21 protein-coding genes, 1 tRNA gene and 1 pseudogene are annotated in these 26,073 nt (G+C 72.1%); 15 read left to right on the top strand and 8 right to left on the bottom strand.

Annotated features, from left to right (window positions below):
• Nucleotides 1-159: 159 nt before the first annotated feature.
• Nucleotides 160-540: a GntR family transcriptional regulator gene (locus ABZX75_RS11780; RefSeq protein WP_355410000.1), complete on the bottom strand. Its 381-nt coding sequence runs from the start codon at nucleotides 538-540 to the stop codon at nucleotides 160-162.
• Nucleotides 541-1,088: 548 nt separating this feature from the next.
• Between ABZX75_RS11780 and ABZX75_RS11775 the strand changes: the two genes are divergently transcribed.
• From ABZX75_RS11775 to ABZX75_RS11710, 14 genes and pseudogenes are all read left to right on the top strand, one after another.
• The gene (locus ABZX75_RS11775) at nucleotides 1,089-1,358 is read left to right on the top strand and encodes a DUF6284 family protein (RefSeq protein WP_355409999.1); all 270 of its coding nucleotides are present in this window, start codon (nucleotides 1,089-1,091) and stop codon (nucleotides 1,356-1,358) included.
• The gene (locus ABZX75_RS11770) at nucleotides 1,355-1,681 is read left to right on the top strand and encodes a DUF6303 family protein (RefSeq protein ID WP_355409998.1); all 327 of its coding nucleotides are present in this window, start codon (nucleotides 1,355-1,357) and stop codon (nucleotides 1,679-1,681) included. Before ABZX75_RS11775 ends, ABZX75_RS11770 begins: the two co-directional genes overlap by 4 nt.
• The gene (locus ABZX75_RS11765) at nucleotides 1,678-2,715 is read left to right on the top strand and encodes a DUF2637 domain-containing protein (protein WP_355409997.1); all 1,038 of its coding nucleotides are present in this window, start codon (nucleotides 1,678-1,680) and stop codon (nucleotides 2,713-2,715) included. Before ABZX75_RS11770 ends, ABZX75_RS11765 begins: the two co-directional genes overlap by 4 nt.
• Nucleotides 2,712-2,936: a hypothetical protein gene (locus ABZX75_RS11760; protein WP_355409996.1), complete on the top strand. Its 225-nt coding sequence runs from the start codon at nucleotides 2,712-2,714 to the stop codon at nucleotides 2,934-2,936. The genes ABZX75_RS11765 and ABZX75_RS11760 overlap by 4 nt, the downstream gene beginning before the upstream one ends.
• Nucleotides 2,936-3,277 carry an RRQRL motif-containing zinc-binding protein gene (locus ABZX75_RS11755; protein ID WP_355409995.1) on the top strand — a complete coding sequence of 114 codons (342 nt, stop codon included), beginning with the start codon at nucleotides 2,936-2,938 and terminating at the stop codon, nucleotides 3,275-3,277. The genes ABZX75_RS11760 and ABZX75_RS11755 overlap by 1 nt, the downstream gene beginning before the upstream one ends.
• Nucleotides 3,278-3,356: 79 nt before the next feature.
• Nucleotides 3,357-4,970, top strand: coding sequence for a hypothetical protein (locus ABZX75_RS11750; RefSeq protein ID WP_355409994.1), 1,614 nt, complete (start codon nucleotides 3,357-3,359; stop codon nucleotides 4,968-4,970).
• Between the two features lie 2 nt (nucleotides 4,971-4,972).
• A complete protein-coding gene (locus ABZX75_RS11745; protein WP_355409993.1) occupies nucleotides 4,973-7,036 on the top strand; it encodes a hypothetical protein in 2,064 nt (687 codons plus the stop codon).
• Between the two features lie 230 nt (nucleotides 7,037-7,266).
• Nucleotides 7,267-7,752 carry a hypothetical protein gene (locus ABZX75_RS11740; RefSeq protein WP_355409992.1) on the top strand — a complete coding sequence of 162 codons (486 nt, stop codon included), beginning with the start codon at nucleotides 7,267-7,269 and terminating at the stop codon, nucleotides 7,750-7,752.
• A 13-nt stretch (nucleotides 7,753-7,765) separates the two neighbouring features.
• Nucleotides 7,766-7,945, top strand: a complete 180-nt coding sequence (locus ABZX75_RS11735) for a hypothetical protein (RefSeq protein WP_355409991.1) — start codon at nucleotides 7,766-7,768, stop codon at nucleotides 7,943-7,945.
• Between the two features lie 71 nt (nucleotides 7,946-8,016).
• Nucleotides 8,017-8,919: a bifunctional DNA primase/polymerase gene (locus tag ABZX75_RS11730; protein WP_355409990.1), complete on the top strand. Its 903-nt coding sequence runs from the start codon at nucleotides 8,017-8,019 to the stop codon at nucleotides 8,917-8,919.
• Nucleotides 8,916-9,272: a hypothetical protein gene (locus tag ABZX75_RS11725; RefSeq protein WP_355409989.1), complete on the top strand. Its 357-nt coding sequence runs from the start codon at nucleotides 8,916-8,918 to the stop codon at nucleotides 9,270-9,272. The genes ABZX75_RS11730 and ABZX75_RS11725 overlap by 4 nt, the downstream gene beginning before the upstream one ends.
• Nucleotides 9,269-10,405, top strand: a pseudogene (locus tag ABZX75_RS11720) (DUF3631 domain-containing protein); the annotation flags it as partial. The gene ABZX75_RS11725 and the pseudogene ABZX75_RS11720, both read left to right, overlap by 4 nt.
• Nucleotides 10,406-10,680: 275 nt before the next feature.
• On the top strand, nucleotides 10,681-10,881 hold the full coding sequence (locus ABZX75_RS11715; protein ID WP_355409988.1) for an excisionase family DNA-binding protein: 201 nt from the start codon (nucleotides 10,681-10,683) through the stop codon (nucleotides 10,879-10,881).
• Between the two features lie 63 nt (nucleotides 10,882-10,944).
• A complete protein-coding gene (locus ABZX75_RS11710; RefSeq protein ID WP_355409987.1) occupies nucleotides 10,945-12,330 on the top strand; it encodes a tyrosine-type recombinase/integrase in 1,386 nt (461 codons plus the stop codon).
• 48 nt (nucleotides 12,331-12,378) lie between these two features.
• Here the strand turns inward: ABZX75_RS11710 and ABZX75_RS11705 are convergent.
• A tRNA-Thr gene (locus ABZX75_RS11705) sits at nucleotides 12,379-12,452 on the bottom strand.
• Between the two features lie 190 nt (nucleotides 12,453-12,642).
• On the opposite strand from ABZX75_RS11705, the gene ABZX75_RS11700 reads away from it, so the two are divergent.
• Nucleotides 12,643-14,175 (top strand): MFS transporter, encoded by a 1,533-nt coding sequence (locus tag ABZX75_RS11700; protein ID WP_355409986.1) that lies wholly within the window; start codon nucleotides 12,643-12,645, stop codon nucleotides 14,173-14,175.
• A 52-nt stretch (nucleotides 14,176-14,227) separates the two neighbouring features.
• Here ABZX75_RS11700 and ABZX75_RS11695 read toward each other — a convergent pair whose 3' ends face one another.
• The 6 genes from ABZX75_RS11695 to ABZX75_RS11670 form a co-directional block, all read right to left on the bottom strand.
• Complete coding sequence (locus ABZX75_RS11695) at nucleotides 14,228-15,796, bottom strand: alpha/beta hydrolase (RefSeq protein WP_355409985.1); 1,569 nt, start codon at nucleotides 15,794-15,796, stop codon at nucleotides 14,228-14,230.
• A 306-nt stretch (nucleotides 15,797-16,102) separates the two neighbouring features.
• Nucleotides 16,103-17,314, bottom strand: coding sequence for a DNA polymerase III subunit delta' (locus tag ABZX75_RS11690; RefSeq protein WP_355409984.1), 1,212 nt, complete (start codon nucleotides 17,312-17,314; stop codon nucleotides 16,103-16,105).
• Between the two features lie 128 nt (nucleotides 17,315-17,442).
• Nucleotides 17,443-20,667 carry a dTMP kinase gene (gene tmk / locus ABZX75_RS11685; RefSeq protein WP_355409983.1) on the bottom strand — a complete coding sequence of 1,075 codons (3,225 nt, stop codon included), beginning with the start codon at nucleotides 20,665-20,667 and terminating at the stop codon, nucleotides 17,443-17,445.
• A 226-nt stretch (nucleotides 20,668-20,893) separates the two neighbouring features.
• Complete coding sequence (topA, locus tag ABZX75_RS11680; RefSeq protein WP_355409982.1) at nucleotides 20,894-23,716, bottom strand: type I DNA topoisomerase; 2,823 nt, start codon at nucleotides 23,714-23,716, stop codon at nucleotides 20,894-20,896.
• Between the two features lie 267 nt (nucleotides 23,717-23,983).
• Complete coding sequence (locus tag ABZX75_RS11675; protein ID WP_355409981.1) at nucleotides 23,984-24,181, bottom strand: hypothetical protein; 198 nt, start codon at nucleotides 24,179-24,181, stop codon at nucleotides 23,984-23,986.
• Nucleotides 24,182-24,347: 166 nt separating this feature from the next.
• The gene (locus tag ABZX75_RS11670; RefSeq protein ID WP_355409980.1) at nucleotides 24,348-25,859 is read right to left on the bottom strand and encodes a methyltransferase; all 1,512 of its coding nucleotides are present in this window, start codon (nucleotides 25,857-25,859) and stop codon (nucleotides 24,348-24,350) included.
• Between the last annotated feature and the right edge of the window lie 214 nt (nucleotides 25,860-26,073).

The following is a 26,073-nucleotide window of genomic DNA, read 5'->3' as shown; positions in this document are numbered from 1 at the left end:
CGGACCGTGCTGCTTGCAGCTTCGTCTTCATGGCACCCCCGATGTCAGGTGACGCGGCAAGCCCTCATGATGCCCAAGCACGGCCCTGACGTGGCGAGTTAACAGGTAACAGGGGCCGACTGTTAACCCTGTGCACTGTAGATCGGCGCGAAATACGGCCTACTGGTGCTCGTCAGACGGACCAGGCCGAGCCGCTTCGAGGCGCTCGACCCGGTCCTGGAGTTCCGAGAGCTGGGAGGTGACATGCGCAAGCTGGTTCTGGAGTTCACGAAGGCCGCTCACGGCGTCCTGAGCTGTGGGGTCACCCTTCGCGGGGTCCAGAACGTACGTCCCGCTCCCCTGTCGGCCAACCACAAGGCCGTCTTCGGCGAGCTGCCTGTACGCACTCTGGACGGTCATCAGCCCCACGCCGAGGCTCTTAGCGAGCCCCTTGGCCCCGGGGAGCTGGCTTCCTGTCGGGTACACGCCGCCACCGATGTCCTTGCGGAACTTGGCGGCGATCTCCTTGGCCGTCGGGGGCTTCTCCGGGTTCCAGTCCATACGTAGAGCGTAACAACCTAGGTCATTTTCGAAGGCTTGCCGCAGACACTTGACTGCGCGCAAGCGACCTAGGTAACTTCATATCGCAGAGTTACCTAGGTAACTCGCAAGGGCTCCGTGTGTCTGGAGCCCAGCTCAGGGCGGGGACGCTGCAATCCCGCTAAAGGCCAGGCAGAACAGGGTTTCGGCCCGTACTGGCGAGGTGGCCCGGCGACCGCGAGCAACGGCCGGAGGGTGGGGACATCGGTCCCCCTTGCAGTGCGAGACCTGTGCACATCCGATCTGGAGGTTCGAAGTGATCCGCTTAAGACCCTTGGCCGCCGCCACGTTGGGCCGGCGTGGCGGTGCTGGCCTTCGCGTCACCTAATCCGCCGCGGCTTGCGGCGGCCGGTTGCCTCCTTCGTCCGTCCGGCGCCCAAGGCGTCGTACGGGCGGGGTTGAGGGGAGCCGGAGTAGTTCTTCCTGCTTCACCCCAACGCAGTGCAGCCCCCGGCGTTCCCGCGCCGGGGGCTGCTGAGTCCCGTTCCTCCACAGAAGGAGCAAGACCCATGAAGTCCATCGCTGCACTTCAGAACCTCGTTACCCCGTGGTCGGACGGCCTGGAGCCGTCGGACGCGGAGTTGGACGCGATCGAGACCGAGATGCCCGTGGTCCTGGCCGAGGTCGAGTTGCTCGACGCGCTGATCGCCCTGCTGGACCGCCCGGCGTCCGAGTTCGACGCCCGCCGCATCCGGCGGGCCCACAACCGGGTCCTGGCGGCCCGGCGGGACCTGGCCAACCGCACCGCCGACGCCAGGGTGTCGGGGGACGCGGCATGAGCAAGCAGATCTTCGGAGCGCAGTTGTCGTTGCGCTGCTGCGGTACCACCAAGCCGGAAAAGACGCCCGGACCGTGCTGGCAGATGTACGTGGCCATGTCCGGTCTGGTCAGCGAGTGGCCGACGTTCACGTGGCCGACGTCCACGGAGATCCCGAGCGTTCATCAGCGGCTCCGCGCCCTGACGGAACTGGGGTTCACGCTCGCCGACGACGCCGAATGGGAGTGGCTGGAGAGCACCGGGCCGGAGTACCACCCCCACCCGGTGCGGGTCCTCCTCCTCGGCACGGTCAAGGTCCGGCCGCTGGAAAGCGGGGCGGCATGAACAGCGTTCACATGCGTTCAGCGGAGCGCGCACTGGCCGTGGGCACGTGGCTGATCGTGGGCGGGGCGATGCTCTACTCCGTCCTCACGGTCACCCCGCTGATGGCCGCACACACCCCCGCTGCATGGCGGTGGACGGCGCCGATCCTGCCCCTCGTGGTCGACGCGGCCGTGGTCATCGTGGTCCGCCTCGACTCCGTCCTGGCCCGTCTCGGCGGGCACGGCGGTGCCTGGCCGGTGGCCCTGCGCTGGATGACCGGCGCCATGACCCTCGCCCTCAACATCGGCGCGTCCGCCCTGGCCGGGGACCTGGTAGGCGTAGCCATCCACTCCGTCGCACCACTCCTCCTGATCGTGACGGCGGAGGCTGGACTCGCCTACCGGCGGGCCCTGACCGCCGCCGTGCGGGCCCTGGAAGCCGAGCAGCACGCGACGGAACAAGCCCGTGCAAAGGCGGTCCAGGACCGCGAGGACGCCCGCGAACAGCGGGCCCGTGAACGCCGGGAGCACGAGGCGGCCATCGCCCGTGAACAGCGTGAACACCAGGCCCGCCTCGTCCGCGAGGAGGCCGACCGCCAGGACCGCATCCGCCGCGAGGAGCAGGAGCGGGCGGAGGCGTCCGAGCGTGCGGAGCGCGAGGCCCGTGAACGCCGTGAACAGCTCCGTGAACAGCAGCAGGCCGAGCGTGAACGCCTTGAACGCCAGGCCGCGCAGCAGCGCGAACTGGAGGCCCAGCAGAGGGCCGAGCGTGAACGCCAGGCACGCGCCGATCAGGCCGAGCGTGAACGCCGTGAACAGCTCCGTGAACAGGAACGCATCGAGCGTGAACGCGCCGCGCTGCTGTCCGCCGGACCGCCGGCGGAGAAGCTCCCCGAGGACCAGGCCCGCGCCACCGTACGTGCCGCCTTTCATGCCGGACTTGCCGTCCGGGTCGCTGCGGAACTGACCGGCTGGTCTGTCGGCTGGGCCTCCACCCGCTACCAGGAACTGCGCGACGCGAACACCGCCCCCGCCCTGGAAGGAGCCACCCCGTGAAGCTCCCCCCCGAGACCACTCCCGTAGAGCCGACCGGCCTCCTCATCCGCTTCCACAACCAGCTCGGCGCCGCCGTCGACATCACCGGCACCCACTCCCGCGCCCGCTGGTCCTGCCACGGCTGCGGCGACACGCACAGCGAGTACAGCCTCCGCCTGACCCGTGCGAGCGCCAACGAGCACGCCAACACCTGCCGGGCCGCCTACCACCACACCTGCTGATGAGCACGCTGCCCAGCTACTCCTGGCGCCTCGCCCCGGACGGCTTGGCCACCCGTCGCCAGCTTCGCGCCCAGGGCCTCCGCCCGGGTGGTCAGGACGTGGTCGCGCAGGTGGAGCGCCCCCGCCACCGGCGGGGGCCGCTGGTGGCCTATCTGTATCGGCTTGATCGGGCTCAGCCGGTCCGGCCCATGACCCCCGCCAAGCAGGCCGCACTGGCAAGGGCCAACGCGGCCCGGCGTACCTGCCCCCAGTGCTGCCGGGATGCCGGATACGTGATCCCGGCCTCGCTCGGCATGTGCGTCCCCTGCGCCTACCCCGACGACGAACAGTGCGCCGCCTGAACCACTCAGCAAGGGCCCGGCCGTAGGCCTCCTACAGCGACGGCCGGGCCCTCTTCTCCCGTGAAGGAGCACGTTCAGCATGACCGAGATCCTCACCGAACCGCAGGCTCCCCCCGAAGAAACCATCCCCGCCCCGGCCCCGCCGGACGCTGACAAGCCCGCGCCGGCCAAGGAGGTGGAGCACACCCCGGGGGGCTTCCCGGTGGTGCCGCTCTCCCTGTCCGGGGCGAACACCACAGCGGGTCTGCTCGCCGCCTCTGCTCTGGTCGGTGGGCCGATCGCGGCGGCGGTCGCGATGACCGGCGCTGCAGTCCTGGGAACCGCCGCCGTCCGGCGCCGATCCAAGACCGCCGTGAAGAAGACCGCAGCCAAGTCCTCCCCGACGTCATCCCGGACGCCGGGCGGAACCGGTGGCCGCGGCCTCTTGAGTCGGGTGCCGTCCCAGCCCCGCACCTCACCGCGTGCCGGTGGTGGCGGCGCCGGCACTCGAAAAGCCGCTGCCGGTGGGCAGGCCCGGCATCGTGCGGGCGGTCCCGGCGGTGGCCGGTCCGCCTCGACCGGGGGTAAGTCCGGGGTGTCGGCTCGTCAGCGGGCCGCCCGTGCGGCTGCCGGTCTGGCCGGGGGCCGGGCCGGGCAGGTGCAGGCGCTGCGGTCCCAGGCCCGTACGCAGTCGCCGACCCGGGCGGCTGCCCGAGCGGCGACAGTGCAGGCCCGCCGCCAGGTGGCCGACGCCCGCCGAGCCGCCAAGACCGCCGAGCGCGCCAACACCACCACGGGCAAGCCGCGTGGGGCGGCGGCCCGGACGCTTGCGAAGGGCATGGGCAAGGCCGCCGCCGTCCGGGACAAGGCCGTCGGCGCCGCCCGAGCCGCACGGGACCGCAGCTCCGGCCGGGCCGTGGCCGCCGGCCGTCAGGGTGTCCGGTCGGCAGCCCACCGGGCGAGGGTCGCCCAGCTCAAGGCCCCCGCCCAGAAGGCCGCCCGCAAAGCCCTGCTCCGCTCCGCCGCCCGCTTCCACGGGCGCCGGGCCATGGCGGCGCTGTGCGGGCTGCTGGCCGGTGTGGTCGGCATGGTCACCACCCCGCTCGGGCGAAAGCTCGGCTGGGCGTGGCTGATGCACCCCGGCCGCCGTCTCTACCGCCTCCTCGCCGGCCGCGCCGAAGCCGAGCGCGAGGCCCGCGACGAGGAGACCCGCGCCCGGCTCGACCAGGACGAGAAGACCGCCGAGCAGGAAGCGGCGGCCGAGCTGGAGCAGGACGACGAGCAGCAGATCACCGACCGCGTCGAGCGGCCCGAAGGACAGGTACCCGCACCTCCCACCGCCGAAGGAGCACACGAGATGGACAGCACCACGTCCGGATTCAGGTTCGAGGAACTGGCCGCCGAGATGGAACAGGCCGCCCAGTCCTACGAGCCCGAGAGCGCCATGGAGATCCTCGCGATGATCGAGGGCCTGCCCCAGGCCCTCGCTTCGATCGCGAACATCATGCAGATCCTCGCGGAGCGCTCCGACTCGGAGTTCCCGCTGGAGAAGGAAGTCGCGGGCGGCTTCAACGACATCTACGGCGCCATCAACTCGGCCACCGCCGTCGCCGAGGACCTGGGCGCTGTCTTCCGGCAGGCCCACGAGGCCGACATCGCCCGCCATGAGGACCCCCGCAACGGTCCCGACGCCGAGAAGGGCTGGAACGTCTGATCATGGCCACTCACACCATCAAGCACGAGGGTCTCGCCCTGGACTGGGCCGCCGGGCACGGACCGGTGACCGGGGCCCTGTCCGCGACGACCGGCGCGTTCGCCGTCGCCACCGTCGGGACCCTCGCCCACATGCCGCCCACCTGGGCCCTCGCGGTCGGCGCGATCGGCGCGATCGGTCACACCGCGACTGGCCTTCGCCAGAAGCTGGCCGGCCGCACGATCGGCGCACGCGCCGCGTCCTGGCTCCTCGCATCCGGCTGGACCACCTGGGCCCTGGCCACCAACCCGCTGACCTGGACCGCCCTCGGGTCGCTGGCGGTGATCGGGGTCGGCATGGGCGCCGCGGCCCGCTCCGTCGGCTTCTACGAGGAGGCCCGCGAATTGGAAGCTCTCGCGGCGGCCGAGCGGCAGGTGGTACGGGAGCTGTCGGCGGAGCGGCGGGAGATCGCCGCCGAGTGGGTCGACCGCATCGAACGGGTCTGCCACATCACCATCAAGGTCCTGGCGGTGGAGATGTGGCCGACCGGCGCCGGATTCACCATCGACGCCGAACTCCCGCCCGGCGGGATCACCTACGCCAAGATCGCCACCGAGTCCGCGCGGCTGTCCGCCGATGCCCGGTTGCCGCACGGCTGCACCGCCACCGCGAGCCGCGGTATCCACCAGGGGCGGGTACTGATCGACGTGACGACGGTCAACGTCCTGGAGCAGGAGATGCCCTACCCCGCGAGCTACGGGCCGCTGTCGGTCCTGACCGGCATCCCCTGGGGTGTGCGGACGAACGCCGACGAGGTGCCGGTGTTCCTGCGCGAGCAGTGCGCCCTCGTCGTCGGGCCCACCGGATCGGGCAAGACCAACATGGTCCACACGATCCTGGCCGGGTTCGCCCGCTGCACCGACGTCATCACCTGGGTCATCGACCTCAACGCAGGATCCGCCGGCCTGCCGTGGGTCCGTACCGAGAACACCGGCGGGGAGGCGGTGCGGCCGGGGATCGACTGGCTCGCCTCCACCCACGAAGAGGCCCTGCTCATGCTGGACACCGCGATCCGGGTGGCCAAGCACCGCAAGATGGCCTACCAGGACCTGATGGCCAAGGCGAACACCGACCTGCTGCCGGTGAGCGCGCAGATCCCTCAGATCGAGATCGTCATCGATGAGGGCGCCGAAATCCTCGCCTCCACCGACAAGCAGCACCGGGTGCTGGCGCGGAAGATCCTGGAGGTCATCCGGATCGCCCGCGCCATGGCGCTCCGTACCGTCCTGACCGCTCTGGGCGCGACCGGCGCCGTCCTCGGGGACCTGATGATCCGCCGTGAGGCCAAGGTCCGCGCCGCCCTGACCGGCGGAGAGACCGAGGGCATGGACCTGTCCAAGCTGTTCCCCGGCTCCCGCGGCCTCAAGGTCGACCAGGCCCCCTACAAGGGCGCCGGATTCCTGGGCACCCCCGAATCCGGGATCGGCCTGTTCAAGTCCTGGCGGATCAAGCCCGCCCAGATCCGCGACATCGTCATCGCCACCTCCGACCGACACCCCCGCCTCGACCCCGTCTCCGCGAAAGCCGCGGGACCCGACTACGCCCGCCGCTGGGACCAGGCCCGCACCGCCTGGATCACCGAGCACCAGAACACCACCCCGGCCACCGACTCCACCCCGACCGAGGACGGGGGCGGGGGCGGGGGCCTGAACCTCTCCGCCCTGCGCACCACCACCCCCGCCCCGGCGGTGGATGCGGTCGACGCCGAGTTCGAGCGGCTCATCGGCATCGAGTTCACCACCAACCCCCAGCCCCAGACCCCCGAGGAGCCGAAGGCCGAACCGTCGGGACTGAACCTGTCCGCGCTCCGCGACGACAAGGAGACCGGGCCGATGTGGCTCCCGGACGCGATCACGGCGATCCGCGCAGCCGGGCCCGAGGGCATGAAGCCCGCCGCCGTCGCCGACCTCGTCGGCCGCAGCCGCGAAGCCGTCCGCAAGACCCTCAAGGCTGCCGCCGAGCGCGGCGAACTCCACTACCGCGACCGGGGCCCGCACTCCGTCTACGTACACCCCGACCACGCCTGAGCGGCCACACACCGGTACCGCCTACTGCCTACCGCCAAATTGGCAGTAACCCCCGATACGGGCCTCCTACTGCCCACCAGGCGCCTTCACCAGCCGTTTTGGCAGTAGGCAGTACCGGGTTGGCAGTAGGCAGTAGGCAGTAGGCAGTAGTCGCACACACGCAGAGCGACCACCCAAGCGGGCGGCCCCACCACCAACAGGGACGCCCGCACCGCGTCCAGGAGCCTGCAATGCCCTATGAGCACACGACCGCGAGCACCACCCCGCCTGCCCGCTACGGCGACCCGATCTACCACCCCACCGCGATCCAGCAGCCCGTCATGCTGCCCCCCGAACTGCCGCCCGGGGTCGAGATGGTCACGCTTCCCGGCGGCTACCGCACCCTCGCCTACACCCACCCCACCCCGCCGGCGCCCGCGCCGGCCGTCCAGCCGATCCCGGCGTGGGCGAAGACGACCGCGCTCCTCGCCCCGACCGTCGGCGGCGGGATCGCCGCCGCCGGGTTCGGGATCTCCTACGCCGCCCCGGGACTGATCGCCATGACCGAAGCCCTCTGGGCCGCCATCGCCCTCATCGCCGCCGGGACCCTCGCCCCGCTCCTCCTCCGCGCCGGGCGCGAAGCGGGCCGGGGTGGGGGGCCGGTCCAGCACGTCACCCAGAACATCACCGCGTCCGGGATGTTCGGCCGGGCCACCGGCACCCTCAACAACCGCTGAAAGGCCAACCCCCATGAACCAGGACCCGGCCCCGCTGTCGGAGCTGATCTCTGACGCGGTCGCCCTGCTCACCGGCAAGCACACCGTCCGCTGCCTCCACCCCGGATGCCGCGTCAGCGTCCGCTACCGCGCCGTCACCTCCGACGAGGCCAAGCGCCTCACCGACCTCGCCACCGACCACACCCGCCACTGACATGACGAGGGCGGCCCCGTCTCGCCAAAGTCCGGGCCGCCCTCTTCCAGCTACCACTGGAGGAATCCAGCATGACCTATCAACCCGCATCCGCGCTGCTGACAGCCGCGCTCGATGCCGCTGCCCTCGGCTGGAGCGTGTTCCCGCTCCGGCCAGGGCAGAAGCGCCCCGCTCTGCACGGGGAGGAGCACTGCCCCGCCCTGGGTGACTGCGCCGGCGGGCACCGCAAGTGGGAGGACCGGGCCACCAGCGACCCGGACCGGATCCGGCGCGCGTGGGACCGGCTCCCGTTCAACGTCGGCATCGCGACTGGCCCGTCCCACCTTGTGGTCGTGGACCTGGACGTGCCGAAGGGCAAGGGCAGTTCGGACGCGCCTAGCGGCGCGACAACCTTCCAAGCGCTCTGCGAGCGCGCCGGGCAGCCCGTCCCGGCCACCCTCTCGGTGCGGACTCCCACCGGCGGGTCCCACCTGTACTTCACCGCTCCGGCCGGGGTGCGGCTGGGCAACACGGCGGGCCGTCTGGGCAGGCTGATCGACACTCGCGCGTGGGGCGGGTACGTCGTCGCCCCGGGCAGCGTCACACCCGCCGGGGTGTACGAGGTCACCCACCCGGTGGCCCCGGCGCCGTTCCCCACGTGGCTGTACGGGCTGCTGGGGCCGAAGCAGGCCCTGCGCAAGTTGACCGGACGGCCCGCCACCCTGCGGACCGGCAAGTACGCAGCTGCTGCCCTGAATGCCGAGGTCGCGTCGGTGGAGTCGGCCCAGGCCGGGGAGCGCAACGGGACACTGCTGCGGGCCGCCCGCGCTCTGGGGCGGTTCATCGCCGCGGGCGACCTCCCCCGCGATGTGGTGGAGGAGGCTCTTCAATGGGCGGGGGAGTCGGCTGGCCTGTCGTCTCCCGAGTGCCGCAACACGATCCGTTCCGGTCTGAACTGGTCCATCGCCCGCAACGCGATGAGGCGGACGGCATGAACCAGCGTCCCCGCTCCTCCTTGAAGAGCCTCCCCGCACCCCCCACCGGCCCCAACTCCGCCGAACCGGCCCCGGCCACGGACGGCAGTGGTGCGCCGAAGGTCGTCGCCGAAGGCGTCCCTTCATCTCTTCGCCCTGACCCGCGCCCAGCGGACGGCCGCTACATCGTCGCCGTCCTCCACATCTGCGCCCCGCGCGGCGCGGTGCCGACCGGCCACTCCAAATGCGAGTGCGGCCATGACCGCAGTGCGGTCGGACACAACAACGTGCTCGCCCTCATTCAGCTCCACACCGACCACCGCACCGTGTGCCCGCTGGGCCGCGTCTCCACCGACCGGAGGAAGGCCGCATGACCCTCGACACCCAGACCATGCCCGCACCCACGCAGGCCGCCACCGACGGCTCGCTGCTGCTGGACGAGGTGGAGGCTTTCCACCGGCGGTTCAACGTCTTCCCCACCGAAGCCGCTTACGTCGCAGTCACGTTGTGGGACGCGCACGCGCACCTGCTGGACTGCTTCGACTCCACCCCTCGCCTCGCCTTCCTCTCCCCGGAACCCGGATCGGGGAAGTCCCGCGCGCTGGAGATCGTGGAAACGCTGGTCCCCCAGCCGCTGGTGGCCGCGAACGCGTCCGCGCCGGTCCTCTTCCGCGCCGTATCCACCCTGGAGACCCGGCCCACGATCCTCTTCGACGAGGTCGACACGATCTTCGGTCCGAAGGCGGGGGACAACGAACCGCTGCGCGGGTTTCTGAACGCGGGACACCACCGGGGCGCCGGCATGTGGCGGTGCGTCGGAGACGGCACCAACCAGACCGTCCAGGAGTTCCCCAGCTTCTGCGTGGTCGCCATGGCAGGACTCGGCTCGCTGCCGGACACCATCCTGACCAGGTCGGTCATCATCCGGATGCGGCGCCGGGCCCGCAACGAACGCGTCCAGCCGTTCCGCCGCCGCCTGCACGCTCCCGAGGGCCACGCCCTCCGTGACCGGCTCGCCGTATGGGCCGACAGCGTCCGGCACCTGGTCGACGGAGTGTTCCCAGACATGCCGGAGGAGGTCACCGACCGGCCCGCGGACGTTTGGGAGCCCCTCATCGCCGTCGCGGACGCCGCCGGAGGCGACTGGCCGGCCCGTGCCCGCTCCGCATGCGCCGAGATCGTGGCCGCATCCAAGCAGGACGACAAGGGCAGCATCGGCATCCGCCTGCTCACCGACCTCCGGGACCACGTCTTCGAAGGCATCGAGCGGCTGCCCACCGTCGCCGTGCTGGACCGCCTCTACGCGCTGGAAGAGGCGCCCTGGGCCGACATGGGCGGCAAGCCCCTCACCTCCCGGGGCCTGGCGAAGATGCTCGGCGAGTACATGACCGGAGACAACAAACCGATCGAACCCCGCAACATCAAGACCGGCTCCACGGTCCTCAAGGGCTACTACGCGGCCGACCTCGCGGACGCCTGGGCGAGGTACTGCCCGCCCCCCACCCCCTGAGAATCCGCTACTGCCGCTACCTCCGCTACCTCGCAGGTCACACACCCTGCGGAGGTAGCGGATAGCCCGGAAACATCCGCTACCCCAACAGTCACACCCGCTACCGGCCCGGCCCCCAACGGCCGGGCCGGTAGCCGCATCTATCCGCTACCGCTACCCAATCCGCTACCCCGATCAAGCCCCTGACCAGGGCGGTAGCGGAGGTAGCGGCAGTAGCGGATTTCTACAGGCGGGGCAGAGCCCCGACATCCGATCGCCGTGGAGGCACTTCGATGACCACCGCAGCCATGCCCGTCGCCCCGGTCCTCTGCACGGTGGAGTTGGCCGCCGAGTTGCTCTCACTCGGACGCTCCACGCTCTACGAGCTGATGGCCTCCGGTGACCTGCCTTTCGTCAAGGTCGGCCGGGCCCGCCGCATCAGGCGGGACGACATCGACGCGTTCGCCGCCCAACTCCAGCCGCAGTCCGTCTGATCTCAGCGCAGCCATAGGCGGCCCCGGGGATGCCCCGGGGCCGCCTTCCGCATGGAGGAAAACTTGAGTCCCCGTAAGCCGAACATGGAGTCGTCCATCTACCTGGGCAGTGACGGGTGGTGGCACGGCCGAGTCACGATGGGCGTGAAGCCCGACGGCGGCCCAGACCGCCGGCACCGCCGGGCCAAGACCGAGACCGCCGTCACCAAAAAGGTCCGCGAGCTGGAGAAGCTGCGCGACGAAGGTCGAGCCACGAAGGCGGGGCGGAAGCCGACCGTCGCGGACTGGATGGACACGTACCTGACCACGATCGCGAGCTTGAAGCTCAAGCCGCGGTCGCTGGACGACTACTGGTCGAAGACTCGCAACGACATCATCCCGGGCGTCGGAAAGCACCGCCTCGACAAGCTCGCCCCCGAACACCTGGAGGTGATGTACGCGGCCATGCTGGAGGAGGGGCACGCCCCCTCGCACGTGGTCAAGGTGCACCGGATCCTCTCCCGCGCCCTTAAAATCGCCCACCGTCGCCGGATCATCAGCGAGAACGTCGCCACGCTCGTGGACCCGCCGTCCGTGGACGAGACCGAGGCGAACCCCTTCTCGCGAGACGAGTCGAAGGCATTCCTCGCAGCCGCCGCCAAGCGCCCGACGTTCATGCGGTGGGCCATCGGCGTCGGCATGGGCTTCCGGCAGGGCGAGGCTCTGGGCCTTCGTTGGCCCTATGTCGACCTGGAGCAGGGGCTGTTCCACCCCGCTTGGCAGCTCCAGCGCCTCACCTGGAAGCACGGTTGCAAGAACGCGCACGCCTGCGGCGCCCGGCTCCACCGGTTCGAGCCTTGCCCGCCCGACTGCTCAGCACACAAGGGCTACAAGCGCGGCTGCCCGCAGCCCTGCCCGAAGACCTGCCGCCGACACGCCAGCAGCTGCCCCGAGCGGAAGGGCGGGGGACTCGCCTTCACCCGGCCCAAGACGAAGAAAAGCCAGAACCCCGTACCGATCCCGCCGCCCTTCCTGCCTTACCTTCACGAGCACAAGACGAAGCAGGACCAGCAGCGTCAAGCCGCCGGAGACCTCTGGGAAGAGTGCGGCGCCGTCTTCACCCGGCCCGACGGCCGGCCGCTCGACCCGCGAGCCGACTGGGAGGAGTTCAAGGAGCTGCTTGAGGAGGCCGGGATCAGCGACCGCCGTCAGCACGACGGAAGCCGCCACACGGCCGGCACGATCCTCAACGAGCTGGGCGTGGACATGCCGACGATCATGGAGATTCTCCGGCACACCCAGATCAGCCAGACCCGGCGCTACGTGAAGGGCCGCTCCGAGCTCTCGCGGGAGGCAATGCGCCGGATGGGCGAGGCGTTCATGCCTGGCCCCAATCCCCCGTCTGAGACCAGAACTGAGACCGAGAGCACCCGAGCGGCCCGCGCTCGGCGCCGTCGCAAGATCCGCTAAATAGCAAAAGCCCCAGGTCACGGCGAGTGAGTCCTGGGGCTTCTACAGAGCCGCCTTCGGGATTCGAACCCGAGACCTACGCATTACGAGTGCGTTGCTCTGGCCAACTGAGCTAAGGCGGCACCGCTGGTCAGACAAGTATTCCCTCGAAGAGGGGCCCTCATCAGCAGCGGCGCCAAGTCTACAGGGTGTGAGGGGGTGCCCTGAACCGAGTTGCGCGGGGGTGAGAACGAGGTCACATACTGGGGCAGATGTGTCACATCCGGCGCATCGTTCTACTGTGCCCCCCCCCCCGAACGGATGAGACATGCCGTGGCCCGAGCCGTGAACCCCACAGGCCCCGCCGCCGGAAGCCGTCCGACGTCCGGGTCCGTGCGCTGGGCGATGCTCGCCGTGCTGTGCGCGAGTCTGCTGCTCGTGGCGATGGACGCCACGATCCTGAACGTCGCGCTCCCCTCCCTCATCGACCACCTGCGCCCCAGCGCGCTCCAGCAGTTGTGGATCATCGACATCTACGGGCTGGTGCTCGGCGGCCTCCTCGTCACCACCGGCGCCGTCAGCGACCGGCTGGGGCGCAGGAAGCTGTTCCTGATCGGCTTCGTGCTCTTCGGCCTGGCCTCCGTGCTCGCCGCCACCGCCGAGAGCTCGACGCAGCTCATCGCCGGGCGCGTGCTGCTCGGCATCGGCGGGGCGATGGTGATGCCGTCCACGCTCTCGCTGATCCGGAACATCTTCACCGACGCCCACGAGCGGGCCCTCGCCATCGGCATCTGGGCGGCCGTGGCCGGTGCCGGAGCCGCGATCGGGCCGCTCGTCGGCGGGCTGCTGGTCGAGCGGTACGGCTGGGCCGCGGCCTTCTGGGTCAACGTGCCCGTCGTCGTCGCGACCGTGGTCGCCGGGCTGTGGCTGCTGCCCGAGTTCAAGGACGCAGGCCACCACGCCCTCGACTGGATCAGCGCCGTCGTCTCCGTCGTCGGCATCGTCGGGCTCGCCTGGGGGATCAAGCACGTCGCCAAAGGCAGCCCGGACGTCCTCGACCTGGCGATTCTGCTGGCCGGCGTCGCGCTGCTGGCCTGGTTCGTCCGGCGCCAGCTCCGGCTGGAGGATCCGCTCCTCGACGTGCGGCTCTTCCTGAACCGGCCCTTCACCGCCGCCGCGCTCGTGACCCTGATGGCCATGCTCGCCGCCGGCGCCGCGCTGTTCCTGGTGTCCCTGTGGCTCCAGTACGTCCACGGCTACTCCCCCTTCGAAGCCGGCCTGCGCACCCTGCCGACCGCCCTCGCCATGCTGGTCAGCTCGCTCCTGACACCGACGCTGATGCACCGGATCGGCGTACGGGCCTGCATGGCGTTCGGGACGGCCGGGCTGGTGGCCGGATTCACCCTGCTGGCCCTGGCCCCGCACCCGACCTCGTACGCGTACATCGCCCTCTTCCTGGTCACCCTCGGGTTCAGCGACGGCCTCGCCGTCACCACCGCCGCCTCCGTGCTCGTCTCCGCCGTCCCGGCGGAGCGGGCCGGGCAGGCGGGCGCCGTGTCCGAGACCTCGTACGAGCTGGGAGTGGGCCTCGGCGTCGCGCTCCTCGGCTCCATCCACGGGGCGGCCTACTCCGGGCTCATGGCCGGTACGCCATCCCAGGCGGCCGAGTCGATCGGCGGGGCGAAGGAGTACGCCGAGCGGCTTCCGGCCGCCGAGAGCGCCGGGCTGCTGGAACGGGCGCGGGACGCCTTCGACAGCGCTCTGACCACGACCTCGTACGTGTCGATCGGCATCGCGGGCACGGTGCTGGTGCTCGTGGTGTGGATGATGCCGAAGGGCTTCAAGGCCTCCGGACCGGGCCACTAGCCACGAGCCACCTACCGGTCGGCAGCGCACTCAGCGCGCGATCAGCGCGCGATCAGCACTTCTTGCCGTCCGCCGGCGCCTTGCCCTCCAGCAGGTACTGGTTGATCGAGGTGTCGACGCAGTCGCTGCCGCGGCCGTACGCCGTGTGGCCGTCGCCGTCGTACGTGAGCAGGACACCGGAATCGAGCTGTCGGGCCAGCGCCTGTGCCCACTTGTACGGGGTCGCCGGGTCGCGTGTGGTGCCGACCACCACGATCGGCGGGGCCCCCTTCGCGGTCAGCGCCTTCGCCGTGCCGGTGGCCTTCACCGGCCAGTACGCGCAGTTCAGCGAGGCCCAGGCCAGGCCCGAGCCGAAGACCGGGGAGGCCTTCTGGAAGGACGGCAGGGCGGCTTCGACCGCCTCGGGGCCGCCGAAGGCCGGGGGCTGGTCGAGGCAGTTGACGGCCGCGTTCGCGTACATCAGGTTGGCGTACTTGCCGTCCGCGTCACGCTCGTAGTAGCTGTCGGCGAGGCTCAGCAGGGGTGCCCCGTCGCCGCTCATGGCGGCGGTGAGCGCCTCACGCAGTTGCGGCCAGGCGCTCTCGTCGTAGAGCGCCGCGATCACCCCGGTCGTCGCGAGCGACTCACTCAGCGGGCGTTTCGGTTCGCCGGTCGGCACGGGCTGCGCGTCGACCTTGCGGAAGAACTCCTTCAGCCGCGCCGCCACCGCGGCCGGGCCGCCCGTTCCGAGCGGGCAGTCCGGCTGCGTCGCGCAGTCCTTGGCGAAGGACGTGAGAGCCGTCTCGAAGCCCGCCGTCTGGTCGCGGTTCAGGTCGAGCGCCGAACGGGAGGGGTCCATCGCGCCGTCCAGGACCAGCCGGCCGACCCGGCCGGGGAAGAGGTCCGCGTACGTCGCCCCGAGGAAGGTTCCGTAGGAGGCGCCGACGTACGTGAGCTTCTCGTCGCCCAGCACCGCGCGCAGTACGTCCATGTCGCGGGCGGCGTCGACCGTGGAGACGTGCGGCAGGACCCGCTTCGAGCGGGCCTGGCAGCCCGCCGCGAACTCCTTGAAGGAGGCCACCAGCAGGGCCCGCTCGGCCGGGTCGTCCGGCGTCTGGTCCACCTGCGTGTACCGGTCCATGGCCGGGCCGGACAGGCACTCCACGGGGCTGCTGCGCTCCACACCGCGCGGGTCGAAGGAGACCATGTCGTACTGGGCGCGGACGGGCGCGGGATAGCCGATGCCCGCGTAGGCCTGGAGGTATCCGATGCCGGAGCCGCCCGGGCCGCCCGGGTTGACCACCAGCGAGCCGAGCCGCTCGCCGGGGCCGGTGGCCTGACGGCGGGCGACCGCGATGTCGACGTCCTGGCCGGACCCGGGGTTGGCGTAGTCCAGCGGCGCCTTCATGGTGGCGCACTGGAATCCGGGGACACCGCACTCGCGCCAGCTCAGCTTCTGCTCGTAGTACGGGCGCATCGCGGCCGCGTGGGCGGCCGGGTCGGCGGGTGACGCACTCGTGCCCCCGGCGGAGGACGCGGCGGCCCGGGGTCCTCCCGAACCGCCCGAGGTACACCCGGAGAGCAGCAGCCCGGCGGCCGCGATCACGGTCCCGGTGGTACGCAGCAGGCGACTGGTGTCCATCCCTGGAGCCTACGGCCTGGAGGGTCCGGGGTGATCCGGCGAACGCCCTCCGGCGGCCTGCTGCGGTACCCCTTCCCCCGCGCCGGCGGACGGTCCGCGGCTGCGGGAGCGGGCCGCGGCAACGCCCGGAGCCGCCCGCGCGCCGGGAGGCCGCCCGCGCTCGCTCGTACGGGTGAGGCCGTCAACGCAGGCCTTCCCGACGACGAGCCCGCCCCGCCCGACCCGGCCCCGGCGTCGGCCCGGCCTCGGCCAGCCCGGCCGCGGCGTCGGCGGCCCGGCGAGTCCCCGCGCGGTCAGCCGGCGCGGTCAGCCCGCGCGCAGCGACATCGTCATCGCCTCGACCGCGAGGAGCGGGGCGACATTCCGGTCGAGGGCGTCCCGGCAGGCGATGATCGCCTCGATCCGGCGCAGCGTCCGCTCGGGACCCGACGCGCGGGCGATCCGGTCGAGGTCCGGCCGTATCTCCTCGTTCGCGATGGCCACCGACGAGCCGAGCTGCAGGGCCAGCACGTCCCGGTAGAAGCCGGTGAGGTCGGTCAGCGCCAGGTCGAGGCTGTCGCGCTGGGTACGCGTGCGGCGGCGCTTCTGCCGGTCCTCCAGCTCCTTCATCACGCCCGCCGTGCCGCGCGGCATCCGACTCCCGGCGCCCGCGCCGGCTCCGAGCGCTGCCCGCAGCTCCTCGGTCTCCTTGGTGTCGACCTCCTCCGCGACCTGCTTGGCGTCCTCGGCGGCGGCGTCGACCAGCTCCTGTGCGGCCTTGAGGCAGCCGCCCACGTCATCGACCCGCAGCGGGAGCTTCAGCACGGAGGCCCGGCGGGAGCGGGCGGCCGCGTCGGTGGCCAGCCGGCGGGCCCGGCCGATGTGTCCCTGGGTCGCCCTGGCGGCGGCCGCGGCCACAGCGGGCTCGATGCCGTCGCGCCGGACCAGGACCTCGGCCACGGCGTCGACGGGCGGGGTGCGCAGGGTCAGATGCCGGCAGCGGGACCGGATCGTGGGCAGCACGTCCTCCAGCGAAGGCGCGCACAGCAGCCACACCGTCCGCGGAGCGGGCTCCTCCACGGCCTTGAGCAGCACATTGCCCGCCCCCTCCGTCAGCCGGTCGGCGTCCTCCAGGACGATGACCTGCCAGCGCCCGACCGCCGGGGAGAGCTGCGCCCGGCGGACCAGTTCACGGGTCTCCTTGACACCGATGGACAGCAGATCGGTACGGACGAATTCCACATCGGAGTGCGTGCCGATCACGGTGGTGTGGCAGCCGTCGCAGAACCCGCAGCCCGGCTCGCCGCCCAGGGCGCGGTCGGGGCTGGTGCACTGGAGGGCGGCCGCGAAGGCCCGGGCGGCGGTGGAGCGCCCGGAGCCGGGCGGGCCGGTGAACAGCCACGCATGGGTCATCTTGGACGAGGACGGCTCCACGGTCCCGTCCGTGACGGACGTGACCAGGGCGTCGGCGTCACGGGCGGCGGCGGCCAACTGCGTCTGGACACGCTCCTGTCCCACCAGGTCGTCCCATACGGGCATCCCGCCCACCGCCTTTCACTTTCCGTCCGTGCGTCGTCCTGCACGGTCCTTACGCCTTCCCGGAACCTGCACGCCGGGGCGCCTTCACAGTGTGGCGCGCGCCACTGACAATCCGGGCCCGTGCCCGCTCAGCGGCGGCGCGATCCACCGTCGTCGTCCTCGTCGTCCCGGTGGCGGCCCAGCAGCTCGTCCGCCAGCGTCGGCAGATCGTCCAGCGGGGTCTCCTCGGCCCAGTCCGGGCGCCCCCGGCGCGGCCGGCCGTCCTCGCCGAGGACAGGGAGCTCCCGGGTCCGGTCGTTGCCGGCGTCCCGGAAGATGCCCGGGGGCACCCGGTCGGCCGGGCTCTCCTCGCTGCGCCGGGCCGTCGGCCGGGAGGCGGACCGGGCGGGGCCGCTCGTACGGGCCGGACGTGCGGGCACCTCGTCCGAGCCGGAGCCGGCGGCCGCCCCGGCGGGGCCTGCGGAGGGGCCCGCCTCCGGCCGTACGGGGGGCAGTACGGCCGTCTCGTCGGGACCCGCCTCCGGCCGTACGGGCGGCAGTACGGCCGTCTCGTCGGTCGCGCGGACCGGCCGACTCGCCGGCTCCGTCTTCGGCACCGGGACCGTTTGGGTGACGTCGTCGGGCCGGACGACCCGCTTGACCACCGGCGTCTCGACCGTCAGCGCGTCGTCCGGGTGCGGCTCCGAGCGCGGGTCCTTCCTCATGCCGACCTTCGGGGCCGGAGCAGCCGGAGCAGCAGCCGCCGACGCCGCAGCGGCCGCCGCCGACGCCTGCTCGGCCGCCGCGGCCGCCGCCAGCCGCCGCGCCTCCTCGGCCTTCAGCAGGGCCTCCTCGGCCCGACGCTGCTTCTCCAGCCGCCGCTCCTCGGCCTCGGCCCGCAGCCGGGCCTCCTCCTCGGCCTGCCTGCGCAACCGCTCCTGCTCCGCCGCGCGGGCCTTCTCCTCGGCCTCCGCGCGCAGCCGCTCGGCCTCGGCCCGGGCGCGGGCCTCCTCCTCGGCGCGCAGCCGCTCCTCCTCCGCCTTGCGGGCGGCTTCCGCCTCGGCCTTGATCCGGGCTTCCTCGGCCTCGCGAGCCCGCCGTGCTTCTTCCTCGGCCCGCAGCCGGGCCTCCTCCGCCTTGCGCGCCGCCTCTTCCTCGGCCCTGCGCCTGGCCTCCTCCTCGGCGAGGCGACGGGCCTCCGCCTGGGCGGCCACCTCGGCCTCGGAGAGCGGCAGCATCCGGTCCAGGCGGTGCCGTACGACGGTGCTCACCGACTCCGGGTCCTGGCCCGCGTCGACCACCAGGTAGCGCCCGGGGTCGGACGCGGCGAGGGTCAGGAAACCGGCCCGCACCCGCTGGTGGAATTCCGCCGGCTCCGATTCCAGCCGGTCCGGCGCCTCCGTGAACCGCTCCCGCGCCGCCTCCGGCGAGACGTCGAGCAGCACGGTGAGGTTCGGTACGAGCCCGTCCGTGGCCCAGCGCGAGATCCGGGCGATCTCGGTCGGGGAGAGATCGCGGCCGGCGCCCTGGTAGGCCACCGAGGAGTCGATGTACCGGTCCGTGATGACGACCGCACCGCGCTCCAGGGCCGGGCGGACCACCGTGTCCACGTGTTCGGCCCGGTCCGCGGCGTACAGCAGCGCCTCGGCGCGGTTCGACAGGCCGGCCGAGGAGATGTCGAGCAGGATCGAGCGGAGCCGCTTGCCCACCGGAGTGGCCCCCGGCTCGCGGGTCACCACGACCTCGTGGCCCTTGCCGCGTATCCAGTCGGCCAGCGCCTCCACCTGGGTGGACTTACCGGCTCCGTCGCCGCCCTCCAGGGCGATGAAGAAACCGGTGGTGGACGCCGCCTGTACCGGTTCCCCGCCGCGCAGCGCCTCGCGCAGGTCGCGCCGCAGGGGTACGCCGCTGCGGTCGTCGGCCTTGGCGAGCACCACCACGGCCACCGGCAGCAGCAGGGCGCCGACCAGCATCAGGGTGAAGGCGGCGCCGCCGTGGGCGAAGACGACCTCGGCGCCGGTCAACCGGTGCGGGCCTATCACCGCGGCCAGGACGGGGGCGACGAGGGCCCCTACGGCGATGGCCACCCGTACGACCGCCTGGAGGTGCAGGGTGACCCGCGCCCGGCGGAACTCCTCGGTCTCCTGGTCCAGCAGGGTGTGCCCGGCGTTGGCCGCGACGCCCGCGGCGGTGCCGGCGAGCAGCGACAGGAACAGCACGGTGGCCGTGTCCGGGACGAGGCCGGTCAGCAGCAGCGCCAGGCCGGTCACCGCTATGGCGAGGGCGAGCAGGCGGCGCCTCGACAGGGCGGGCAACACCTTCCCGGCCTGGGTGGCGCGGATGCCGACGGCGGTGCCGCCGACCAGTGCGAGGACGAACAGCGCGAAGGAGGCCGGGCCGCCGCCCAGGTCGAAGGCGTGCAGTACGGCCACGGCGACGGCGCAGGACACCGCTCCGGCGACCGCGGCGCAGGCCAGGACGAGGACGGGGATGACGCCCGTACGGCCCTTCTCGGGCCGGTCGCCCGCCTTCGGTGCCCGCAGTCCCTCCAGCGGGGAACGGGGCCGCGGGGTCTTCCCGGCGGGCAGGACCAGCGGGAGCAGCAGCGAGACCGACGCCGCGAAGAGGCCGGAGGCCACGTACGAGCCGAGCGCGGCCTGGTTCTCCGCGAACCAGTCCACGCCGAGGCCGAGGGCCTTGCCGATCAGGGTGGCGGCGAGCAGCACGGCCGCGGCGACGGGCACCGCCGCGAATGCCGTACGAACGGTCAGGCGCCGCAGCGTGTCGAGGTGGTCCGGGAGCGGCCGCACGGTCGCTCCCTCCGGCGGCGGCGCGGGCAGCAGCGCGGGAGCGGCGCTGTCCTTGGCCAGGGTCCACAGCCGCTCGGCGGCGCCGGAGACGAAGACGGTGGCCAGCAGCGCGGTGAGCGCGTGGCCGGGGATCCAGTCGAGCCACAGCGGGGCGACGACGAAGAGCCCGAGCCGGATCCCGTCGGCGCCGATCATCGTCCAGCGGCGGTCGAGCTTGCCGCCCGGGCCGATGAGCGCCGCAAGCGGGCCGAGGAGGACCGCGCCGAAGAGGAGGGTGGCGAGGATCCGGACCCCGAAGACGGTGGCGACGGCGAGGGCGGCGCCGCGGTATCCGCTGCCGAATCCCCCTTCCGAAACGGCTGCCTGAAGGGCCAGCAGGACCAGCACCAGCAGGGCAAGGGCATCACCGATGCCGCTCACCAGCTGGGCGCTCCACAGCCGGCGCAGCCTTGGAGTGCGCAGCAAGGCGCGCACCGCGCGCTCGCGGGAATCCGCGGCTAGGGCTTCGTCGTAGGTGGGGTTCCCTTGGCCGGTCACGACCCTCGGCTGCTCGGCTCGCGTCATCCGCCCAGCCTATCCGCTGAGCATGGCGGGTGCGGAGGCCTGTGGACAACCTCCGCTGTGACCCCAGGCGGCGGCTGGCATCGGGCGGCGGAGCGACACCGCCCGCAAACGGCCCCGGCCCCCGTGCAAAGCCGCACGGGGGCCGGACCGGAGAGAAGCGGCGGCCGGGCAGAAGGAGCCGGCAGCGCCACCGACCGGGCAGAACCGCCTGCCCGGCGCCCGAGGGCTACTCGTCCGCCGAAGCGGTCGACGCCTTCTTGGCCACCGCCTTCTTCGCCGTCGTCTTCTTGGCGGCGGTCGTGGTCTTCTTCGCCGCCGTCTTCTTCGCGGCGGTCGTCTTGCCCGCCGCCGCCGTCGCCTTCTTCGCCGGGGCCTTCTTCGCGGGAGCCTTCTTGGCCACCTTCTTGGCCGGGCTCTTCGCGCGCTTCTCCGCGAGCAGCTCGTAGCCCCGCTCCGGCGTGATCGTCTCGACGTCGTCGTCCCGCCGCAGCGTCGCGTTCGTCTCGCCGTCCGTCACGTACGGCCCGAAGCGGCCGTCCTTGACCACCACCGGCTTCTCGCTCACCGGGTCCGTGCCCAGTTCCTTCAGCGGCGGCTTGGCGGCTGCCCGCCCCCGCTGCTTCGGCTGCGCGTAGATGGCGAGCGCCTCGTCCAGCGTGATCGAGAAGAGCTGGTCCTCGGTCTCCAGCGAGCGCGAGTCCGTGCCCTTCTTCAGGTACGGGCCGTAGCGGCCGTTCTGGGCCGTGATCTCCACGCCCTCCGCGTCCACGCCGACCACGCGCGGCAGCGACATCAGCTTCAGCGCGTCGTCGAGCGTGACCGTGTCGAGGCTCATCGACTTGAAGAGCGAGGCCGTCCGCGGCTTGACCGCGTTCTTGCCCGTCTTCGGCGTGCCCTCGGGGAGGATCTCCGTCACGTACGGCCCGTAGCGGCCGTCCTTCGCGACGATCTCGTTCCCGCTGACCGGGTCCTTGCCGAGCTCGAACTCGCCGCTCGGCTTCGCGAACAGCTCCTCCGCGTACTCGACCGTCAGCTCGTCCGGAGCCATGTCGTCCGGTACGTCGGCCCGCTGGTGGCCCTCCGCGTCCTTCTCGCCCCGCTCCACGTACGGCCCGTAGCGGCCGACCCGCAGCACGATGCCCTCGCCGACCGGGAAGGAGGAGATCTCCCGGGCGTCGATCGCGCCGAGGTCAGTGACCAGCTCCTTCAGACCGCCGAGGTGGTCGCCGCTGGCCGGGACCGGCGCCGAGGCGTCCTCCGCGCCGAAGTAGAAGCGCTTCAGCCACGGCACGGACTGGGCCTCGCCCCGCGCGATGCGGTCGAGGTCGTCCTCCATCTTCGCGGTGAAGTCGTAGTCGACGAGCCGCCCGAAGTGGGTCTCCAGCAGGTTCACCACGGCGAACGACAGGAAGGACGGCACGAGCGCCGTGCCCTTCTTGAAGACGTATCCGCGGTCGAGGATCGTGCCGATGATCGACGCGTAGGTCGACGGGCGGCCGATCTCGCGCTCTTCGAGCTCCTTGACCAGCGAGGCCTCGGTGTAGCGGGCCGGGGGCTTGGTCGAGTGCCCGTCCGCCGTGATCTCCTCGGCGGCGAGCGCGTCACCCTGCGCGACCTGCGGGAGGCGCTTCTCGCGGTCGTCGAGCTCGGCGTTCGGGTCGTCCGCGCCCTCGACGTACGCCTTCATGAAGCCGTGGAAGGTGATCGTCTTGCCGGAAGCGGAGAACTCGGCGTCGCGCCCGTCGCTCGCCCGGCCACCGATCTTCACGGTCACCGAGTTGCCGACCGCGTCCTTCATCTGGGAGGCGACGGTCCGCTTCCAGATCAGCTCGTACAGGCGGAACTGGTCGCCGGTCAGGCCCGTCTCGGCCGGCGTGCGGAAACGATCACCCGAAGGGCGGATCGCCTCGTGCGCCTCCTGGGCGTTCTTGACCTTGCCCGCGTAGACGCGGGGCTTCTCCGGCAGGTAGTCGGCTCCGTACAGCTGCGTGACCTGCGCCCGCGCCGCCGTGACGGCGGTCTCGGACAGGGTCGTGGAGTCCGTACGCATGTAGGTGATGAAGCCGTTCTCGTACAGCTTCTGGGCCACCTGCATCGTCGCCTTCGCACCGAAGCCCAGCTTGCGCGAGGCCTCCTGCTGGAGCGTCGTCGTACGGAACGGGGCGTACGGGGAGCGGCGGTACGGCTTGGACTCGACCGACCGGACGGCGAACGAGGCACCCTCCAGCGCGGCGGCCAGCGCCCGGGCGTTCGCCTCGTCGAGGTGCAGCACCTCGCTCTTGATCTGCCCGGTCGAGCCGAAGTCGCGGCCCTGCGCGACGCGCTTGCCGTCCACCGCGTTCAGGCGGGCGACCAGCGTCGAGGGGTCGGACGGGTCACCGGCGCGGCCGGTGGAGAAGGTTCCGGTCAGGTCCCAGTACTCGGCGGAACGGAAGGCGATGCGCTCGCGCTCCCGCTCGACGACGAGGCGGGTGGCCACCGACTGGACGCGCCCGGCGGACAGCCGCGGCATGACCTTCTTCCACAGGACCGGCGAGACCTCGTAGCCGTAGAGGCGGTCGAGGATGCGGCGCGTCTCCTGGGCGTCGACCATGCGCTGGTTGAGCTCGCGCGGGTTGGCGACGGCGTCGCGGATCGCGTCCTTGGTGATCTCGTGGAAGACCATCCGGTGGACGGGGACCTTGGGCTTGAGGACTTCCTGCAGGTGCCACGCGATGGCTTCGCCCTCGCGGTCCTCATCGGTGGCGAGGAAGAGTTCGTCAGATTCGGCCAGCAGCTCCTTGAGCTTCCTGACCTGAGCCTTCTTGTCGGCGTTGACGACGTAGATCGGCTGGAAGTCGTGCTCGACGTCCACTCCGAGGCGACGGACCTCGCCGGTGTACTTGTCGGGAACCTCGGCCGCGCCGTTCGGGAGGTCGCGGATGTGCCCGACGCTCGCCTCGACGACGTATCCGGGGCCGAGGTAGCCCTTGATCGTCTTCGCCTTGGCAGGGGACTCGACGATGACGAGTCGGCGGCCGCCCTTTGCGGTCTCGCTAGTCGGGGACAACTTGGCTCTTCTCTCCGGTCGGCACACGGTCGCTGGACGGCGACGCTGCGGAGTGTGACGGTACAACCCGCACCCGTGTCAAACGGCACAAGCCCGCAACGGCCACTCGAACGGTAACCCGACAAGCGCCGTTTCTGCCGCCCGGATGCCGCGGGGGACCCTTCCCGATCACCGGGCAGAGTGGCCCGGGGGCCGTCTGGCCCCGCCCGCGTGCCCTTCGCCACACCGGAATCCGTGGCCGGATCCACACCGGTTCCCGCCTCCGCGTCAGAGCCGCGCGAGGCACCAGATTCCGAGGGCGAGCGAGCCGCCGGCGGCGAGGAGCGCGAGCGGGACGGCCACGATGTGGCGCACTCCCTCGGCCACCGGCGCGCGGCGCACGGCGCGCGCCCCGGTCCAGGCCAGCAGAGCGGCTCCGAACAGCAGGAACACCGTCGCCGCGAACATCGCCGGACCGGTGTCCATACCGCTCCCCCCTTGACCCGAGTCGTTCGGAGCCGCTCGTGGAGCCGCTCTCGGGATCCCCCCGGATTCCCGTGAGCCGCCCCTGACAGGAGCCTGCCAGCCGAGGGGATACAACGGGCGAACCCCGGGTTACATCACGGGGTCGGCCGCCCCCGGAATCGGGGTCTCAGTCCACGACCGGCTCCAGGAAGCCCTGCTCGACCAGCATCCGGATGGCCTCGGGAGTCCGGTCCCGCAGGACGACCGGATCTTCCTGGACGAGCTGCGCGATGGCGTCCAGGATCCGGCCCGCGCTCAGTGAGCCGTCACACACTCCGGCGAAGCCCGCTCCGACCGTGTCGACCTTGGTGGCGCGCCGCATCCCGCGGTTCTGCCGGAGCACCACGTGCTCGGGGTCCTCCGCTCCGGGCGCGCCGACCTGCTCCTGGACCACTTCTCCGGCGAGTACGAAGCGAGCCTCCAGCAGGGCCGCGTCGTCGTGCTCCCGCAGGTAGTCCTGCCGGGCGAAATGAGCCAGTACGGTTTCGCCGAGCGGCTGCTCCACCGAGTGCGGCCACTCCTCGACCACGATCGAGGGCTCGGCCGCGTCCGTCCGGCGCAAGGTGATCCAGCCGAAGCCGACGGCCTTGGTCTTGCGGGCCTCGAACTCGTCCAGCCAGTCCTCGTACAGCCGGTCGTACTCGGCGGGATCGGTGCGGTGGTCGCCCGCATCGCGCAGCCAGAGCTCGGCGTACTGCGTCACGTCCTGCACATCACGCTGCACGATCCACGCATCGCAGCCGCGCGGCACCCAGGAGCGGAGCCGGTCGTGCCAGTCCTCGCCCTCCACGTGCTGCCAGTTGCCGAGGAACTGCGCGTACCCGCCCGGATTGAGCCGTGCCCCGGCCTCCTGGACCAGGGTCCGGCAGAGGTCGTCGCCGCCCATCCCGCCGTCCCGGTACGTGAGGCGGGCGCCGGGGGAGATCACGAACGGGGGGTTCGACACGATCAGGTCGTACGTCGCCTCGCCGACCGCATCGAAGAGCGACCCGGCGAGCAGCTCGGCCTCCGGGGCGCCGGACAGCGCCAGCGTCAACCGGGTGAACTCCAGGGCCCTCGGGTTGACGTCGGTGGCGGTGACCCGGGTGGCGTGCTGGGCGGCGTGCAGCGCCTGGATGCCCGAACCGGTGCCGAGGTCGAGGGCGGTTGCGACCGGGATGCGGACGGTGATCCCGGCCAGGGTGGTGGAGGCGCCGCCCACGCCGAGGACCACGCCGGTGCCTGCCTGACGCCCCCGGCTGCCGATCCCGCCGGCCCCGCCGACGGCGCAGCCGAGGTCGGAGACGATGAACCAGTCCTCTCCGTCCGGGCCGCCGTACGGGCGCACGTCGACGGTGGCACGCACGTCGTCGCCCTCCGACCGCAGCCAGCCGTCCGCCAGGGCGAGCTCGACGGGAAGCGCGTCCCGGGCCTGCGCGTACGGCACCGGCCGCTGCAGCAGGAACAGCCGGACCAGGCTCGCGAGCGGGCCGTCGCCGCGGGTGGCGCGCAGAGCGGGGACGGTCTCGCTGCGGGCCAGCGCGGTGTAGGCGGGGGCGCCGAGCAGGTCGAGCAGCCCGTCGGCGGTGAAGCCGGCGGCGAGCAGGGCGCTGCGGAGTTCGGCGGTGTGGTCGGGCGAGGGAAGGCTGGTGGTACTCACCGGTCCATTGTGTCCGCTGGGGCCGAGAAACCGTGCGCCGCGCGGGCGTCGGCGTGGGCGCGGCCTCGCGTGGGCGACGGCCTCGCGTGGGCGACGGCCTCGCGTGGGCGACGGCCTCGCGTGGGCGCGGCTTCGCGTGGGCGGCGCCGAGGGCCCGGCTGCCAGCGGCCCGGCATGCGCGAGGGCGGCCGCGGCCCCTTCCGGGACCCCGGCC

The organism is Streptomyces sp. NPDC003038 (genome assembly GCF_040611115.1).
In the GTDB taxonomy this organism is placed as follows: domain Bacteria; phylum Actinomycetota; class Actinomycetes; order Streptomycetales; family Streptomycetaceae; genus Streptomyces.
The sequence above is the reverse complement of the archived record's forward strand: the minus strand, read 5'-3'. Positions and strand labels throughout refer to the sequence as shown.